Source organism: Kovacikia sp. CALU 1929 (genome assembly GCF_056784235.1).
Genome location: NZ_JBXBCF010000119.1, coordinates 98,502 through 115,698 on the forward strand (window position 1 = coordinate 98,502; position 17,197 = coordinate 115,698).

General features: G+C 48.3%; 18 protein-coding genes. 9 read left to right on the plus strand and 9 right to left on the minus strand.

Translation table 11 applies throughout. The annotated features are described in order from the left end of the window. The first annotated feature begins 8 nt into the window (after positions 1-8). Positions 9-1,124, plus strand: coding sequence for a hemolysin family protein (locus tag AC1S52_RS32910; RefSeq protein ID WP_482033278.1), 1,116 nt, complete (start codon positions 9-11; stop codon positions 1,122-1,124). Between the two features lie 220 nt (positions 1,125-1,344). Here the strand turns inward: AC1S52_RS32910 and AC1S52_RS32915 are convergent, their stop codons facing one another. Next, positions 1,345-1,536: a hypothetical protein gene (locus AC1S52_RS32915; RefSeq protein WP_482033279.1), complete on the minus strand. Its 192-nt coding sequence runs from the start codon at positions 1,534-1,536 to the stop codon at positions 1,345-1,347. Between the two features lie 306 nt (positions 1,537-1,842). Between AC1S52_RS32915 and AC1S52_RS32920 the strand changes: the two genes are divergently transcribed. Both AC1S52_RS32920 and AC1S52_RS32925 read left to right on the plus strand, forming a co-directional pair. Continuing rightward, positions 1,843-2,304 (plus strand): phosphate-starvation-inducible PsiE family protein, encoded by a 462-nt coding sequence (locus AC1S52_RS32920; RefSeq protein ID WP_482033280.1) that lies wholly within the window; start codon positions 1,843-1,845, stop codon positions 2,302-2,304. Positions 2,305-2,347: 43 nt separating this feature from the next. Next, positions 2,348-2,800: a nitrate reductase associated protein gene (locus AC1S52_RS32925; RefSeq protein ID WP_482033281.1), complete on the plus strand. Its 453-nt coding sequence runs from the start codon at positions 2,348-2,350 to the stop codon at positions 2,798-2,800. Between the two features lie 568 nt (positions 2,801-3,368). Here AC1S52_RS32925 and AC1S52_RS32930 read toward each other — a convergent pair. Next, on the minus strand, positions 3,369-5,909 hold the full coding sequence (locus AC1S52_RS32930; protein WP_482033282.1) for an EAL domain-containing protein: 2,541 nt from the start codon (positions 5,907-5,909) through the stop codon (positions 3,369-3,371). Between the two features lie 730 nt (positions 5,910-6,639). On the opposite strand from AC1S52_RS32930, the gene AC1S52_RS32935 reads away from it, so the two are divergent. Next, positions 6,640-7,173: a hypothetical protein gene (locus tag AC1S52_RS32935; protein ID WP_482033283.1), complete on the plus strand. Its 534-nt coding sequence runs from the start codon at positions 6,640-6,642 to the stop codon at positions 7,171-7,173. A 136-nt stretch (positions 7,174-7,309) separates the two neighbouring features. Here the strand turns inward: AC1S52_RS32935 and AC1S52_RS32940 are convergent, their stop codons facing one another. Further along, positions 7,310-9,004, minus strand: a complete 1,695-nt coding sequence (locus tag AC1S52_RS32940; RefSeq protein WP_482033284.1) for a DUF1565 domain-containing protein — start codon at positions 9,002-9,004, stop codon at positions 7,310-7,312. A gap of 176 nt (positions 9,005-9,180) precedes the next feature. On the opposite strand from AC1S52_RS32940, the gene AC1S52_RS32945 reads away from it, so the two are divergent. After that, positions 9,181-9,726 carry an alpha/beta hydrolase gene (locus AC1S52_RS32945; protein ID WP_482033285.1) on the plus strand — a complete coding sequence of 182 codons (546 nt, stop codon included), beginning with the start codon at positions 9,181-9,183 and terminating at the stop codon, positions 9,724-9,726. A gap of 25 nt (positions 9,727-9,751) precedes the next feature. Here AC1S52_RS32945 and AC1S52_RS32950 read toward each other — a convergent pair whose 3' ends face one another. Together AC1S52_RS32950 and AC1S52_RS32955 are read right to left on the minus strand one after the other, a co-directional pair. Next, positions 9,752-10,318, minus strand: coding sequence for a Uma2 family endonuclease (locus tag AC1S52_RS32950; RefSeq protein WP_482033286.1), 567 nt, complete (start codon positions 10,316-10,318; stop codon positions 9,752-9,754). A 37-nt stretch (positions 10,319-10,355) separates the two neighbouring features. Continuing rightward, positions 10,356-10,604 (minus strand): hypothetical protein, encoded by a 249-nt coding sequence (locus AC1S52_RS32955; RefSeq protein WP_482033287.1) that lies wholly within the window; start codon positions 10,602-10,604, stop codon positions 10,356-10,358. A 242-nt stretch (positions 10,605-10,846) separates the two neighbouring features. Between AC1S52_RS32955 and AC1S52_RS32960 the strand changes: the two genes are divergently transcribed. Then, a complete protein-coding gene (locus AC1S52_RS32960) occupies positions 10,847-12,193 on the plus strand; it encodes a molybdopterin molybdotransferase MoeA (RefSeq protein ID WP_482033288.1) in 1,347 nt (448 codons plus the stop codon). A gap of 155 nt (positions 12,194-12,348) precedes the next feature. Beyond that, complete coding sequence (locus AC1S52_RS32965) at positions 12,349-14,211, plus strand: class I SAM-dependent methyltransferase (RefSeq protein ID WP_482033289.1); 1,863 nt, start codon at positions 12,349-12,351, stop codon at positions 14,209-14,211. A gap of 5 nt (positions 14,212-14,216) precedes the next feature. Here AC1S52_RS32965 and AC1S52_RS32970 read toward each other — a convergent pair whose 3' ends face one another. Both AC1S52_RS32970 and AC1S52_RS32975 read right to left on the minus strand, forming a co-directional pair. Next, positions 14,217-15,461: an allantoate amidohydrolase gene (locus AC1S52_RS32970; RefSeq protein ID WP_482033290.1), complete on the minus strand. Its 1,245-nt coding sequence runs from the start codon at positions 15,459-15,461 to the stop codon at positions 14,217-14,219. Further along, positions 15,418-15,591: a hypothetical protein gene (locus AC1S52_RS32975; protein ID WP_482033291.1), complete on the minus strand. Its 174-nt coding sequence runs from the start codon at positions 15,589-15,591 to the stop codon at positions 15,418-15,420. The genes AC1S52_RS32970 and AC1S52_RS32975 overlap by 44 nt, the downstream gene beginning before the upstream one ends. Positions 15,592-15,691: 100 nt before the next feature. Here AC1S52_RS32975 and AC1S52_RS32980 point away from each other — a divergent pair, with 100 nt between their 5' ends. Next, positions 15,692-16,102, plus strand: a complete 411-nt coding sequence (locus tag AC1S52_RS32980; RefSeq protein ID WP_482033292.1) for an allophanate hydrolase-related protein — start codon at positions 15,692-15,694, stop codon at positions 16,100-16,102. Then, a complete protein-coding gene (locus AC1S52_RS32985; protein WP_482033293.1) occupies positions 16,099-16,353 on the plus strand; it encodes an IS1/IS1595 family N-terminal zinc-binding domain-containing protein in 255 nt (84 codons plus the stop codon). The genes AC1S52_RS32980 and AC1S52_RS32985 overlap by 4 nt, the downstream gene beginning before the upstream one ends. A gap of 46 nt (positions 16,354-16,399) precedes the next feature. On the opposite strand, the gene AC1S52_RS32990 is transcribed toward AC1S52_RS32985, so the two are convergent. Together AC1S52_RS32990 and AC1S52_RS32995 are read right to left on the minus strand one after the other, a co-directional pair. Further along, positions 16,400-16,696 carry a DUF5615 family PIN-like protein gene (locus AC1S52_RS32990; RefSeq protein WP_482033294.1) on the minus strand — a complete coding sequence of 99 codons (297 nt, stop codon included), beginning with the start codon at positions 16,694-16,696 and terminating at the stop codon, positions 16,400-16,402. Positions 16,697-16,710: 14 nt separating this feature from the next. Beyond that, the gene (locus AC1S52_RS32995) at positions 16,711-17,028 is read right to left on the minus strand and encodes a DUF433 domain-containing protein (RefSeq protein ID WP_482033295.1); all 318 of its coding nucleotides are present in this window, start codon (positions 17,026-17,028) and stop codon (positions 16,711-16,713) included. Positions 17,029-17,197: the final 169 nt, after the last annotated feature.

Genomic DNA, 17,197 nt, shown 5'->3' on the forward strand with positions numbered 1-17,197 from the left:
TACCATCTTTGTTTCTTACTGTTGTCGGTCCGCGTCCACTGTTCGGAGATATTGCGATCGATATAGCAGTGTTAATCCTGATGCTGGCACTGTCAGCATTTTTCTCCGGATCAGAGACCGCTATTACCGCCCTGGACAACCTGAAACTCCGAGCCTTGATCAACGAGCGGGGCGACCCAAGTCGGATTTTCACCCTCGTATTGAGTAATCGACGACGGTTTATCACCACCTTACTCGTCGGCAACACGTTGGTTAACAACTTTTCCAGCATTTTGACTGGTAACCTGTTTGCATTTTGGTTGGGGGGGAACCAGGCGATCGGGATTGCCACCTTTGTCATCACCTTTCTAACGCTGACTTTCGGCGAAATTATTCCTAAATCGCTGGCGATCAACAGTGCAATGCCTTTGTTCAAAGTGGTTGTACGTCCAATTTACTTGCTGTCCCAGATTCTGTCGTTTTTGGGCATTATCTGGCTCTTTGAGAAAATTACCCAAGCAGCCATCCGTGCTTTTCAAAGGAATCTAGTGCAGCAGGGTGAGTCCGTACAAGACTTACAGTTATTAATCGAAATTTTGGGTGGTAAGGGGCATCTCGACCTGGATAAACATCAGTTATTGAATAAGGCACTGATGCTGGACAAGCTGAGCGCCAGGGAGGTGGTTAAGCCCCGGATTGATATGAGGACGATTTCTCGAGAGGCAACCCTGCAAGAATTGATTGACCTGTGCCTGGAAACAGGCTACTCCCGCATTCCTGTCCAGGAGGAGTCCAAGGATGAAATTGTGGGAATTGTCTATTTAAAGCGGGCACTTCAGCAATTAAACCTGTTAAAGCGGGAAGGTAAAACTAACGCCTCTGTGACGGAGGCAATGGATCCGCCAGTGTATGTACCCGATACTAAACGGGTAGCCGATTTGCTCAAGGAGATGCTTCAGAGCCGCATTCACATTGCGATCGTTGTAGATGAGTATGGTGGAACGGTGGGGCTGGTCACCTTAGAAGATATTTTGGAAGAATTAGTTGGAGAAATTTACGACGAAAGCGATTTTCCCAGCCGTGGAATCGCTGCCAGACATGCAACTACACTGAACCGGGAGCGAGCCAGTCGGGGATTACGATAGGACTAAGCAAGCAGTCGCCTTAGCGAGACTATTCGCGGAAGCGTTCCCAGGGTAGACAAGCTATACAGACACTAGCGAAGCGGAGCGGAGCCATACCCCCAGGGTTATAGCCTACTTCCGCAGGCTAAGTAAATCTCTCCTTTGCCTGAGTTCGCACAGGCGGACTTTATTGGTCTAGTCGCGGTTTTAACCCCCGGATACTTTTCAAACACTCCCTAACCTAAAAAACGGGTCTGGCAACCTGGACAGGGCACCGATAGGGAATTCGATCGACAAAGTAAATCAGCCACGTGTCCATTTCATCCATCTTCACACTCCGAATCTGGACTCGCTTGTGGCTGCCTTTATGGGGCACAATCACAATTTGTCCAGGACAAAACCCAATCTTTTCACTGGTATCAATTGTTTGCATGATTAGCTGGAATAGGAATTACATATGAGGATAAAGTGATGAGCACAGCCTGCTGCGATAAGCTCATGCTGCAACAGTAGAATAACCCTGTATTTATACTGAACTTGTCACCCACGCTACTGGAAACTTGTTTTTAGGATCATCTTTCTTGAGTAAGATCACTGCCTAAAGTGGAATAATATTGTCCTAATGGATGCGGTAAGAGCCACGCATTATCCAGGCAAAACCTGATAAATTGGTGTCGATCACGCTCAATATGAGTAGGCTCAGATCCGTATGTGTATGTTGCGATAGGACAAGCAGCCTTTGCGTAAACTGTTTAAGCAGGTCAAGGCATCTTTTAGTGATGACAACTTTCTCCATTCTGTGCATCAGGTAGAGAGCATTGTTTCTAAGCTCTTATCGATCGCAATGGTTATCGTTATCCTGGTTGCAGTCTATGAACTGGGGATCTACCTGGTTGTGGAGCTGTTCACGCATCCAATTGCAAGGTTTGGTACCACTCTGCTCAATGTTTTTGGGCTATTTTTGAATGTTCTGATTGCCCTAGAAATTTTAGAGAACATCACTGCCTATCTCAAGAAACATGTGGTTCAGGTTGAACTCGTGATCAGCACTTCACTAATTGCGATCGCCCGTAAAATTATTATTCTCGACCTGGGAAAGACTTCTGGACTCGATTTATTAGCTCTGGCATCCACCATCCTGGCGATTTCAATTGGCTACTGGTTAATCAAGCGGGTTAACCGGAAGTCGGGTGAGCAGTAAGCAGGAGAGTACAATTTTAGGAAGCTTCCGACTCCTCTCTCCCATGTCCCAATTCTTTCAATTTGAATCTGATTTTGTCGAATCCCTGCGCTGCATCCCCATGCAGGTCAGGTTTAAGCTAGATACCTGTGGAGTCAAACTGAAACTGTCTCAGTGGAACCACTTCTACCAGGTAGATCGGCAGAACCTGGTTGAGTTGCCCTGTGAAACAGAGGATGAAGTTCATGAATACCGGGAGTTTCTCCATCAACTCATTCAGAAACGCACCCATGCCCAGGCAACCGATCTACCAGTTGATCCCGATCCACCGTGGCTAAGCCCCACAACTATTCCAGACAGTGTTTTAGAAAAAGCCAATGAAGTGGGGGTGGCGATCGCGCCTAATCAATGGGCATCCCTCACATCCTTACAACGCTTTGCCCTGATCAAACTCAGTCGTTCTGGGCATGAGAACAGTAACTTTCTCCCTGCCCTGCAAGAATTTCATCTAACTTGAAGAATGAGCTAGGATAAGTCAAAATACCTAAAAAAATACAGGCGATCGTTTTAATTTCCATGCCTAAAGGGGCAAAAGCTGTTGCCAACTTTTGCCCCCATTTATGAGAAACACCCTAACAAAAGTGCAAATTTTATTAAGGAATGTAAATCCTTCTCATTTGAAATTTTAGCCCCTTTTGAGCAGAACGCCCTGGCATCATTCCAGGAATCTAGAACGAAGAGATCATCCAGACAACCCCAACACTAGCCAGAGCAGCCATAATCGCCATCGAAACTGATTGTCCTAAATGTCTTTTTGAACTATCCATAATTGGATTACCACGTCTAGAGAATTGTATTGAAAATAACAGTTTTGATTAAGGTAAGGTTATCGGTCTCATCAAACTTAAACTTACTTAAACTTACTTAAGAAAAGGCTTATTTTTTAAGAGCAGAGATCTAACATTCCGCAGGTCGCACACCACAGAAAAAGTAATTTATTTGTACTACAACACGGAAAGCGTAAAGTTCAATGAGCTAGAACAACGTTCAACTCAAAACTCTCAACCTTAATATCCCCCCCCCTCCTACCACTGGGGATCGGTTTCAAGCAGAGCTTCTGCCTGGGTTGCGGTTAGCGGTTTTGAGAAGAAGAAACCCTGACCAAATTCACACTGGAGCGATCGCAGTTGAGCCAGTTGTTCAGCGGTTTCTACTCCTTCTGCCACAATATCCATGCCCAGGTTGTGTCCCAGCATAATAATGGTCTGGACGATTTGAGCATCTTCGCTGCCGTCACCCATCCGGCTGACAAAGGAGCGATCGACTTTAATTGTGTTTGTGGGAAAACGATGCAGATAGCTGAGCGAAGAGTAACCTGTGCCAAAGTCATCAATACTGAGTTGCAAATTAAGGGATTTCAGTCGTTGCAACAGGGCAATGGTAGACTCCACATCCGTCATTGCCGTACTTTCAGTAATTTCTAGTTTGAGGGTGCGCCCATCAATGTCCGTATCCTGAAGCATCTGCTCAATCTGTTCTACCAGATCGAGCTGGGAAAACTGCCTGCCGGAAAAGTTCACACTCACCAGTAAGGGAGGATCTTTAGGAAACTGTTTCTGCCAGAGTTTGAGTTGACTACAGGCTTCCCGAATGATCCATTGGCTGAGGGGAAGAATAAGATCGGTTTCTTCTGCGATCGGAATGAACTCAATGGGAGAAACCAGTCCCCGCTGGGGGTGATGCCAGCGAACGAGCGCTTCAAACCCGGCCACTTTACCCGTTTCCAATGAAACAATCGGCTGATAGTGTAGTTGAAACTCCTGCCGCTCAATGGCACGGCGCAAATCAGTTTCAAGCTGCAAACGGGTCATCACCTGAACCCGCATTCCAGTAACAAACACCTCATGGCGAGCCTTACCTGACTCCTTTGCCCGGTGCATGGCGGTATGGGCATCCCGCAAAATGTCTTCCGGCTCGTAGTCAGAATTTGCCTGTCCCAAAACGATCCCCACGCTGGCAGTCGTAAAGACCTCCTGTCCATTGAGTTTGTACGGCTGCGTGACTTGTTGCTGGAGCTGGTCTGCCAGATAGGTCACCTCTTCCGTTGTTTTAATTTCTTGTCGGAGAATGGCAAACTCATCCCCACCCACCCTGGCAAGCCTATCCATTGGTTGCAAACAGTTTTTTAACCGTTGAGTCGTTGCAACGAGTAGATGATCTCCGAGACGATGCCCAAAGCTGTCGTTGATTGTTTTAAATCCATCTAATCCCAGAAACAAAACGGCAACCGTTGGAGATCCTGAAGCAGATGCCAAATGGCTCGTGTGTTTGTGGGACTCGATCACCGATCGCAGTTGCTTCATAAACAGGGCACGGTTCGGTAAGCCCGTTAAAGCATCGTGGAACGTGTCATACAGCATCCGGTAAACTACAACCCCCGTCCCGGTGCTGACCAAAGTGATGATAGCAGGTACAAAGGGCACCCATCCCGCGCCCATAAAGGCACCCAAGCAAATCACGAACAAACCTACCCCCGTGGTGGTTATTCCTGCCCCCAGGACAAGAGGATGGCGAAACCGCCAGCCCAAAACTCCACCGACTAGAGACCAACTCCAGATCCACAGCATCTCGAAGGGTTCTGCCCAGTACCAGAAAAGTGATCGCCCATCCAGCACCGTTCCCAAAATCTGACTTACCATCTGGGCATGGACCACAACCCCAGAGGTTTTGGGACTGTCAGCCCCTGTCAGATTAAAAGGGGTGAGAAATATATCCTTGGCGCTGGGAGCCGTCGTGCCAATCATCACCAGTTTGTCTTTGACCCAGTCAGGATCAATCGCTCCATTCAGAACCTGGGTTAGGGTTACCTGTCGAGCGATATCATTAGGAGTTCGATAGTTCAACGAAACCTGATAGCCCAGATCATCCAATCCCTGATAGCCGCCAGCGTTATGGTTCAAAGGGGAAAAACGAGTGGTGCCAATTTGCAGATAGGTGGGCATTACCTGCACAGGCAAGTTGTGGTTTTTCAGGTAGGCGAGGCTCAACCGGAGGGAAAAAGAGTAGAGCTTCTCGGTCTCTGATTCGGCATAGAGTAAATTTCGCCGCACTACGGCATCCGAGTCCAGCAGAATATCGCTAAACCCGACTCGATGTTCTGGGATGCCAGGGGGGGGAGGAACCCCAATGCTATCGTCATCGCCTAAAAGCCTGACGGTCACCAGGTTAGGAGCCTGAAGCTGCTTTTGTAGCGCCCCCGCACCGGGCAATTGGGGTAAATCTCGATAGATATCCAGCCCTATCACTCTGGGTTGGTGCTGCTGGAGTTTTTCCAGTAATTCAGCCACTACTTGATCGGAAATGGGCCAGCGCTTTTGAGTCCGGATATCCTCTTCAGTGATGGCGACAATCAACAGCCGCTGGTCGCGCCCAGCATCTGGGCGCTGTCGCATTAACTGGTCAAACGCCATCAGTTCTAACGCTTGCAATCCACCTGTTTGCCGCACAGCAAGCGTTAAGCCTGTGACCAGAATACTGGTTAGAAAAACAGGATGTTTCAGGATCTGGGTCACCAGTTGGCGACTCGTCCTCACTATCCCTAATAGGGTAAATCGGGATTCCGTCATGTAAGCTTCAAACGCGGGATCAAGCGGAGGCTAAGCAGGGATTAATATTCTCCGACAAAACGTGAGCGATCGCCCAATGGTAGATGACCCCACCCCTCAACTCGTTTCCATCCTAATTGAATATACCCAGTGCAGAGAAGAAATGCACAATGACCGTAAACCCCATAGGCTTCTACAGAGGTAGGACTCCCACTCTAAAAACTGTCACTAAACGTAATTGCATGGATTTCTGCTTAATGATTTGATTATAGATAAGGAATCAAAAACACTTTTGCGTCAAATACACCCTTCACGAACCACTCTGGAGAACCGAACGTCTCTATGTAATCTGTCAAAAGATATGTTGATTCACCCGTTCAGGTGAGTCGGATGGACGAGGTAGAGATTATTGAAATATCGTATGTTGTTACTGTTCCGGAATTAGACATGAAGAGCCTGTAGCTAACTGGAAGTTCATTTCTGATAGTTCAGTTCCGGTCTGGTTCAGACCCGATGATGTAGTTCAGATCTGTTGCTTATAAAGTTGATTTCTTCCCCGTGAAGCGTCCTTTTGCCAGAAGGTTTTCCTTAGCTGTGGCTTTGCAATAAAAAGCTTATCAGCTTGTTGTTAGAAAGAAACTTAATTATCTGTAATCGATTTTCAATCTTCTACTCCTTAACCTTTGTAAGTTCGCTCTTTTCTGAATTTATTCAAACCTTGATTTCAATTAATTTATTTCCCTCAACAATCATGATGCGAAACCAACGATTGAACCACAATTTCCCCCAGCGTTCTTTGCTGAGCCGTTCTGTCAGCTTCTTGATCAGTACGTTGGCAGTTGGTGTCGCAGCAGTTAACCTCCCGGCGATCGCAGAATCTCCTGCTAAACCGTCTGTTCAGGTTTCTGCGGTTACTGCACCTGTTGCCAATCTGCCTAATGGGGTTTATCTTTATGGGCAATCTGCCCAACCTGAACAAATTGGGCAGGGCTATTTCGTATTTGAAGTGAATCAGGGCAAGGTGGTGGGTGCGCTATATATGCCCCGCTCTTCATTTGACTGTGCCGCTGGCTCGTTCAAGCAAGATCAATTGGCTCTCACCGTTACGAACAGCTACGATCGCAGCACCAATCCATTTGATATCGCTCTAGAAACAAGCTCTACCGTTGCCTCAACAGGCGGCAGTGCTGAAAAAATTAGCTTACAGGGGTTTCATCGCATCTCTGAAATTAGCGAGAACGATTATCGAATCTTAAACACCTGCAAGACCAATTTGCAGAATTAGCGCCAGGTTTAGGGCTTGAGAAGTTTAGGTGCGTCTCCCAGGGTGTATTTTCAAGGATGCGGGAGTTAGAAGCCAGGAGTCAACCACAGGTTGATTTCTGGCTTCTGTTGTTTAAAGTGAAGCCTTGAGAGTGGCTTCAGTTCCGATGTCCTCCTACCTCTTGATCGGGGGAAATCCCAGAAACAAGGTAAGGAGATGAAATGGCTTCTGCTTTGCCTGCGTTGACCAGGGCTTGATAGACAAAGGCGGCGACTTCCGCTCGGCTGGCATTGCGGTTAGGAGTTAGCTGGCTCAAGCTGGGATAGTTGACCACAATTTTACGTTGGGTCGCAGCCGCGATCGCTCCGGTTGCCCAGGATGGAATTTGCCCCACATCCTGGTAGCGCGACAGAATATCAGGACTTCCTGCACTAAAACCAAGCCCAGCCACCAGGGAAACTAATGCCTGGACTTTGGGGATCGGCTGCTCTGGTTGAAACACACCTTCTGGATAACCCTTCATAAAACCGCCTTGCACAGTTGATTGGATAGCCTGGTAGCCCCAGAAGGTGGTGGAAACATCCCTAAACTCGATGCGCGGTTGTTTAGGTGCCGGAGCAAAGGCTTTGGTGACAATGGCAGCAAACTGCGCCCGTGTTACCGGATCACTCGGACGAAATGTACCATCCGGGAAGCCGCTGATGATGGTTTGTTTTGCCAACGCATCAATATAAGCTTGTGCCCAGTGTCCCTGCACATCCCGAAAGGCGCTTTGTCCTGCTGAAGTCTCCGGAGCCATGAACTGAATATTTCCACTCACCCGTCCGGGATTCAAAACATTACCCACCGAGTAAAGGATGCCTCCAGTGACGTTATTCAAATCGTGCTGGCGGTTGCCTTGAATGGTGTTGTTCCCTGCACTTTCTGCATTACCCAGGTCGGGTTGCGCCCTTGTGGTGGCAACCACTCCATCACGCCGATTGTTTTCAATCAGATTTTTCCGCAGAATAGGACGGGCAGAGTCATTGACATAGATTCCATCTACGTTTTCAATGATCCGGTTGCCAGACACCAAGGGAGCAGAGTTGCCGCCGATCGCTAATCCAAACCCGGTATTCTGAAACACATTGTCATGAATTTCGCCTCTGGCATTACTGGCAGTTGAGATGCCATTACCACCATTTTGAGTAAACACATTTTTTTCGATATTGGGGGTCCCTGTCCCAGTCACAAATATGCCTTCACGGTGGTTGTTTGAAAAGGTACAGTTTTTGATTTTAGGATTGGTGGACTCTACCCAAATTCCGGTTCCTCGTACATTCGGATTGGTGACTGAGATACCCCGAATTTCCGAGTCTTTCCCCGCCAGAATGGTGACGTTTTGACGGGCAAAGGTAGGACTGATGAGGATACCGCCGCCAATCAGCGCAACCGTCTGTCCTTTGATTGGTTCTTCGCCAACCAGCGTCACACCGGGAGGAACGGTCAGGGGAAAGACCTCACCCGTTTGTTGGGTGTAGCTACCTCGCTCTAGCTGCACCACCATTCCAGCTTGTGCCTGTTGCAGGGCATAGCTAACAGTGCGGAAGGGGATAGCTTGACTACCGGCATTGGGAGCATCTTGACCAGCAGCGGGATTGACATAGATGACCCTGGCACCCAGGGGAAGTTGAGCCACTTCAATCGGGGAAACGGCTTTAGCCAAATTTGGGCTATTTACCAGGGAATCAGTTGCCCCAGTGCACCAGAGGAGGGTGATCAGACCAAGCGGCAGATATTTAATCGAGAATAGATATCTGTCTGAAGAGCGAAACCGTTTAAGTGGAATCGTTGGGGAACTCTGGGTAGCCATAACGCCTCTGCTGAGAATAGTGCTGCAATTGGTTTACCCCAGAGTCCAATAAATCAAACACAAAAAATGGGTTTTGTAATATCTCTGTCACTGCTTTTTATTCCTGCCGTCAGATGGGGCAACTATAGTAAACAAATAACGTCTGAATAATTGTGGTTCTTACCCTGGAGATGGCTATGGGTTTTGTTGGTCGATCTCGCTTTTTGCTGGCATGTCTGGTAGCTACTGCTGGCACAATTCTCTACTCTACTAGCAGTCTGGCGGCTGAAAAAGTTGTTTTGAAGTATGGAATTTTTCGCCAGTCGGTTCCTGTAGCAGACCTGACCGAGTTTGCAGAAACGGGCGATCCCTCTTTATTGAAAGGCTACCGAATTTCGGAAAGTGATGCCCAGCAAGTTCGTACAGCCCTGACTCAGCCAGTGCCAATCGATGTCCGCTGGTTAGACCGAGGGTTGAATAACCCATTGGGATCCGCTCTGCTGGATGAAGTCGGTCAAACGATTCATGCACCGGCAAAGGGTGCCAGCCGCGAGGCGCTACGGTCCGCCCTGGTTCTTTCTGCCGCCGATGATGGGCAGCTATCGCTCCTGGAAGTAATCCAGAAATACCCGACGCAGGAAGTGTATGTGGATGCCAAACGCCTTGCCACTACCTACAACCAAATTGCTCAGTTTGAGGGGCAGATCCGCCAGGTGCTGGGTGTGTTCGATTGGTTAAAGTAAGTGGACAATCCAGTATCTAAGCCCGCTATAGAAATAGCCGTGCCACTTCGCACCTAAATCCAGGCAGTAAGGGAGATGGGATTATATCTCCCACCAACCAGGTGACAAATCGAGCTAGCTGAGCCTGCTCCCGACGGTATACCTCAATCCGTTGAGTAATCCGATCGACAATCCAGTACTCCTCGACCCCTTGAATCGAATACAACTTCAGCTTGGCCAGACGATCGCGATCTTCATTGGCTTTCCCTGGCGATAGCACTTCTACTACAAGTTCAGGTGCCCCATGAAAATGCCCTGCTTCAACCTGAATGTGAGCCAACCGTTCATGACTGACCCACACCACATCAGGAGCCACATTATCAGAGTCTGAAAAAATCAGACCCGGCATAATCGATGATTCTCCCAAGCCACTGTGCAACGACCAGCTATCTAGCATTGAAAAAATTCGCCCTGTCACTTGCTGATGCTTGTGATGGGGCGCTCTTGTTACAAATAATTCTCCACCAATAATTTCGTAGCGAATCCATTCATTATCAGGAAATGCGTCTACAGCCTGAATGGTCCAACGAATACCAGTGGAAGCCTCACTCATTGCCTGTATTAGTGTTTAAACTTATCCTGACGAGCTACTAGTAAGCCAGGGTTTCCAAGGTTTCGCGGAGGTAGCTGCGAACCAGGGTATCCAGGCTTAAGCTATTGAATTTCCCATCCACACTATGTTCTAACTGCCAGCGCTTAAACCCGGAACTGGTGGCGATCGCCTGCTTCAAGTTGTGCCAGATATCAGAGTTGTCAGGTAACTGACAAAGAAGCTCCTTTGAAATTCCTTCAAGATTAGGGATATTCTCGAATGAAGGGGAGGATTGAGAATCAGTCATAGGATGCCTGTGTGGGGGAGTCACTTGAAAACAGCAGAACACTCAAATATTACAGTGGAAACAACTATGCAGCTTGTTATCAGGATAACGCACTCCTCAAACCGGGAGTGTACTTGCTGTGACAATTTGGCTGTCAACTGTTAAAGTTAAAAGCTGTCAGAGATTGGGTGAGTCGGTGCTATCAACGACGGGCTATAGTCTACTAGACTGTGCCCATACTACTAAACTCCTCTCGCTTTTCCATGCTAAGTGTTGCCCAAGCCGAAGCCACTATCCTGGGACTGGTTCAGCCCTTCAAGTTAGAGTCGGATAGTGAAATTCTGAATTTGCTAGAGGCATCAGGGCGAGTTTTAGCAGAACCTGTGACTAGTGCCCTGGATTTTCCCCATTGGGACAATTCAGCGATGGATGGCTACGCAGTCCGCTTTGAAGATGTTCAGTTCTGCTCTGGGGAGCAGCCTATCACGCTAGAGGTGGTGGAAGAAATTCCGGCGGGGTATCAACCGCAGCGGCTCGTAGAAACGGGGCAAGCTGCCCGCATTTTGACGGGTTCGGTCATGCCTGTGGGAGCAGACACGGTCGTCATGCAGGAAGATACGCAGCGAGAGGGGAAATGGGTCACTATTCAAATAGCTCCCAAACCGGGTGTGTTTATCCGACGGCAGGGAGAGTTTTACACAGCCGGTAAGCCTCTGTTGCCAGCGGGACTAATGCTTCAGGCTCCAGAGATGGCAGTCCTGGCAGCCGCTCAGTGTGCCCAGGTCAGAGTTTACCGCCGACCACGGGTGGCGATTCTTTCAACGGGTAGTGAGTTAGTGGACATTGACCAACCCCTCCAGCCCGGTCAAATTGTGGATTCTAACCAGTATGCTCTGGCAACCCTGGTGGCGCAAACCGGCGCAATTCCTCACCTGCTGGGGCAAGTACCCGATCAGCCAGAGAGTCTAAAGCAAGCAATAGCACAGGCGATCGCCGCTGCTGATGTGGTGCTTTCCTCTGGTGGGGTCTCAGTTGGGGACTATGACTATGTGGAAGAAATTTTGGCATCCCTGGGTGGCGAACTTCACATCCAGGCAGTTGCAATTAAGCCAGGAAAACCGTTGACAGTTGCAACCTTCAACCGTCGCCAGGAAGCAAAAGAAACGATTCCACCCAGCCAGCCGAAATTATCCCCTCTCCCTCTCTCCTCATCTCCCCCTCTGCCCTCCTCCAACTCCACTCTCTACTTCGGTCTTCCTGGTAATCCTGTCTCTGCCCTGGTCACCTATTGGCGATTTGTGCAGCCTGCGTTACGAAAGCTTGCTGGGTTGCCTCAATCGGGATGGGGACCCGCGTTTGTGATGGCAAAACCTCGCACTGGGTTAGGTTCAGACGGTAAACGGGAAGCGTATCTCTGGGGTTGTCTTTCTCTGATCGATGGACAGTTTGAATTTGAACTCGCCAGGGGTAGTCACAGTTCGGGTAATCTGATTAATCTGGCGGGGACGAACGGATTAGCCGTTTTGCCGGTGGGTCAAAAGCGGGTTGAGCCAGGGGAACTTGTTCAGGTAATGCTGGTGGGTTCACCTTTCATCGGAACCTTGCCCTAAAGTCTTTCACTAAAAAAGTCAGAGGCAGAGCTGGTTAAGCGATATTCCCAGGTAAAGCCTGAAACCAGAGTTAAAGTCCATAGTTCACAGTCTACGGTTTACAGCTAAGGTCTATAGTCTACAGTTCAAGTCTACTGGCGCTGAGGTGTCAAGCCATGATTCACTCGTTTTCGGTCATTGTTCCAGTTCTGAATAAGGAAAACGAGATTATTCACACGTTAGAAAGTATAGAAGCCAGCATTGCCTACTTTTTTGAACACCATACTGCCTATCCGGTTGCAGCGGAGGTGGTGGTGGTGAATGAGGGATCAAGCGATCGCACCCCGGAACTGGTAAGCCAGTTTATCGAGGACAAACCCCATTACAAACTGATCCACCACTCGGCACGGGTGAGCGCAGGTGCCGCCAGAAATACAGGGGCGAAGATTTCCAGGGGCGATATATTATTCTTCTGTGATGGAGATGATCTGTACTTTAAGCAGCACATTTATCTGTGTTTTCAGGTACTCAACCATGACCCGCTGAAACACCCCAATGCATCCTTTGTTTTGGCAACGGATCAGGGTTCAAAAACTATCCATTTACCCAATCAGTTTGTGGGCGTTGTCCGAACGGGGGTTTATATGAAAGACCCAATTCACCCCTATTGGAAAGTGGCAATTGAAAACACCTTGCCCCAGAATTTGTGTATCCGGCGGGACTGCCATGAATTTATTGAAGGTTATCCTGAATCCAGAATTCCTTATAACCAAATTACCTGTGAAGATATTAGCTATGACCTCTGGATTGCCAAGTTCTTCAAACTAGTCAAGATCGGCATAGAAACCGTCGAATATATTCGCTACCCCGGCAATATGTTTGATAAGCAGCTTAAGAAGTTTCAAACACCGCCAGAGCAATATCAAGATGATACACCGCCAGAAACAAGGGAACTGCACATCATTCGGCAACAAATTGAGCAGGAAAGAATCACCTATTTAATCGAAAAGTTTAGGCGAATTGAGAAGACACCGGAGTTCCTTTCAGTTCTAAATTGGCAGCCGTTGGGAACTGACTATTTAGCCAAGAATTGCTATCAAGAGGCGATCTTGCTATTTCAACAGGGGCTAATTACAGAACCGGGTAATCAAACTGCCAGAAATCTTTTAGCGGCTGCCTATAATAATTTCGGCTCCTTTCTACGGGGAAAAGGTGAACTTGACCAGGCAATTGATGCCTTTAAACAAGCAATTGAGACGAACCCGACGCTGTCTCAATCCGATCTAGCTAAGGTTCACTTTAATCTGGCAAGTAGCTTGAGGGACCAAAAACACTACGCTCAAGCCATGGAGTATTTACAGAAGGCATTAGATCTGGAACCCGATTTACCAGAGGCAAGGGCTGAACTGCCCAAGTTGAAATACCAGGCACAGGTTCACGAAAGGGAGTTTACCTTTTCCCAGGATTGGTTCAGTATCAACCTGCCAGTTTGGGAACACTTTTTAACCCGGTTTGTCGATGTACCCGATCTGCGAGTTCTGGAGATTGGCAGTTGGGAAGGTCGCTCAACCTGCTGGTTAATTGAACATATTTTGACCCACCCTTCTGCCCGGATCACCTGTGTTGATCCGTTTGAAGGAAGTGTTGAACATAAGGTAATGTGTGCCGAAGCCGATATTCAAACCATTGAGCAGCGATTTGATTTTAATATTGCCAAAACGGGTGCTCCAGAGAAGGTGAGAAAGGTTGTGGGAACGTCACAATCGGTGTTGCGATCGCTGATTCCAGACTCATTTCACCTGGCTTATATTGACGGGTCCCATATTGCCAGTGACGTGTTGGAAGATGCCATTTTAACCTGGCGTTTGGTTAAGGTGGGTGGCATGATCATTTTCGATGATTACGGCTTCATGTTCCCCCAGGGAATTGCAGAAGCTCCACCCAGGGTAGCCATTGATGCTTTTCTGAAAGTCTTTGAAAGGAAGGTGAAATTAATCCACCAGGGGTATCAAGTCTTAATCGAAAAAGTAGCTGAATAACCCGGTTAAGCAAAATCTGAATATATTTGATCCAGCTTCACTAACGTTTGTAACAACACGGTTGCGCCCTGCTGGCACTCTTCCAAAGAGGTGTATTCCTCCTCTGAGTGGCTGATTCCAGCCCGACTGGGGACAAAAATCATACCCATGTCAGTGAAGCGCCCAATTTCCTGGGCATCGTGCCCAGCCCGGCTCGGTAACTGAAAATAGCTCAAACCTTGTTCGACGCACACGTCCTCAAGTGTGTTCATAATTGCGGGGGTTGCCAGGGTTGGTAGAACGTGGAAGGTTTCCTTCATTCTAATTTCGGTTTGAGTGGCTACCGCGATCGCCTCCAGTTCCTGACTAATTTGTTCCCTTAAAAACTCCAGATGGCTCTGGGAAAGGTCACGTAAATCAATTCTAAAGTCTACCTGGGCTGGCACCGTATTAGTCGCATTGGGAGACACCTTCAGGTAGCCCACGGTACCCACCTGATCTCCGGGGGTTTCAAGGGAAATCCGATTCACGGCTAAAACACCCTGAGCCGCCGCTACCAGCGCATCCTTCCGCATGGTCATTGGCGTAGTACCCGCATGGTTAGAACGTCCGCTAACCTGCACAGCAAATCGGTATTGCCCTACCACGCCAGTGACAATCCCGATCTGTTTCTGGGCATGTTCCAGTACGCCTCCCTGTTCAACGTGGAGTTCTACAAAGGCAGCTATTTCCGAGCGAGTCCGTTTTGCAGTGGCGATCGCCGACCAGTCCCCGCCAATCGCTTTTAAGCACGCCTCAATTGGGGTGCCATCCTTGCGTCGATAGTAGTCTGGCTCTTGCTTAATTTCACCCGCCATTGCCTTAGCCCCTAACACGCTGGACTCTTCATCCGTGAACACAATCACTTCAATCGGATGGTTGAGGCGGAGGCGATTTTCGTTCAACACACGCACCACCTCAATCCCAGCCAGCACCCCCAGACAGCCATCGTACCGACCCGCCACCGGCACGGTATCAATGTGAGAGCCGGTTGCCAGGGCAGGTGCTGTTTCATTGCGTCCGGCGTATCTGCCAATGATATTTCCAGCCGCATCAATCCGGGTGGTCATTCCGGCTTCCTGCATCCAGGACTGAATTAGTTGGCGTGCCAGTTGATCTTCAATGGTGAAGGCAACCCGACTAACGCCGCCGTTGGGCAGTTTGCCAATTTCAGCCAGTTGAAAAAGACTACGGTTGAGGCGATCGCCATTCACATTTAGGGTTGAGAGCACCGTTGAGGAAAGCAGAGTCGAGCAATGAGTTACTTGCATCATTAAATTCAATGGGATTGAGTGTGCTAGAACCGTAACTAGAGAAATTTGGGTTGAGCAATTCGGGTTCAAAGGGCAAACCTGCATACATAAATGTATACTTACTTTGTATACAATTTAAGGGTAGACGTAAATCATCATCCGAACGGTATACGCTCCTACAGCTTGCAATCATTGAATTCAGAAAAGCGATGAGCCAAACCCAATCCACCAAACGCATCTTTATCTGTGGTTCCGCCCTACGTGGTCAACCCGATCACGGCAATTTGGGAGCCGCCCAATTCATTCGAGCCGCTAAAACTCGCCCAATTTATCGGTTGCATGCCGCCCATGACGGTTGGCATCCCGCGATTTATGAGGTGGTTGAAGGGGGAGTTTCCATTCCTGGGGAAGTCTATGAACTAACCCTGGACGAATTTAATTACCTGGCGGCTAACGAACCCCCCCATATGTACCCCAGCGATGTCGTGATGGATGATGGTGAGGTGCTGACCGCGTTCCTCTATCCCCAGGAACTGGTTGAGAAGTATGGCTGGCTTGACATTTCCCACCTCGGCGGGTGGGCAGCATATAAGTCAACTCTAGCCGTTAAACCCGCATGAAATGCCCTAGCTGTGGCTCAGAGCAAATTCAGAAAAACGGACATCGCCAGAGCAAGCAGAATTACCGCTGCAAGAATTGCGATCGCCAGTTCATCACGTTCTACTTCCAGCGAGGCTACTCTGACGATGTCAGACAAATTTGCTTGAGGATGCACCAGAATGGTGTTCGATTTCGTGAAATTGAGCGCCTGACTGGGGTCAGTCACAACACTGTGATTAATTGGGTACGGCAGATAAGGGACGGGGAGTAAGATTTAACAGCTTTACAGCGGTAAATACCAGACTTGACTCTCAAATTCATCTGGTTTTCCTCAGTTTTGTAACCAATTCTAGCTCAATGACACAAGTTCCCACTGTAACCTTGCTTTGGCGAGCAAAAATAACACCTGGAAAAGATTCTCCTGCCTGCTGGCGACACTTTGCTTCAGCAAGAAAGTCTTGATCCATTGAAAATACAATACGCTTCAGTTGGACAGCACGGTCAAATACGATTGAATCACTGCAACTAGTTAAACCATCTTCCTGCACAGTGAGAACATCGACCCTACGAGATCGCAACCCTTCTGTGATAGCAAGGGAGACATTTTCATCCATATAGAGCGCCAGTATCACAGAAGTACGCCTTGGGCACGCAATCGAGCTGCAAATGGTGATTCACCTGCGGTTGTCTCCAGTTCTTCAGCATGATGCTCCCGTTGAGAAATCTCAGCATCAATCTCGCTTTGATGATCCCAGTAATAAGCAAGAGCAGAGTGAATTTTACTTAAGGTCAAATGAGGGTAGTTTTCTAGCAGTTGTGCTGGAGTCCAACCATAGACCTTTGCTGAGGTGATTAGCTCCACCACTTTCATCGACGTACCTTCAATAAAAGAAACCTGGAGATCATCCAGTTGAATGTATCGATAACCTGTGGCGATGGTAGACATGGTTAGCACTAACCCTTAGCAAACCTGCCCCTTCATTATGACAGGTCAATTCTTGCAGTTCGCCTAAACGTTGACATCAGGCTGTTATGCCTGAACATCTCAACCCTAGAGATATACTTACCCTTACCAAGACTGGTAAGGGCAAAACATTCCACACAATAACTCCAAA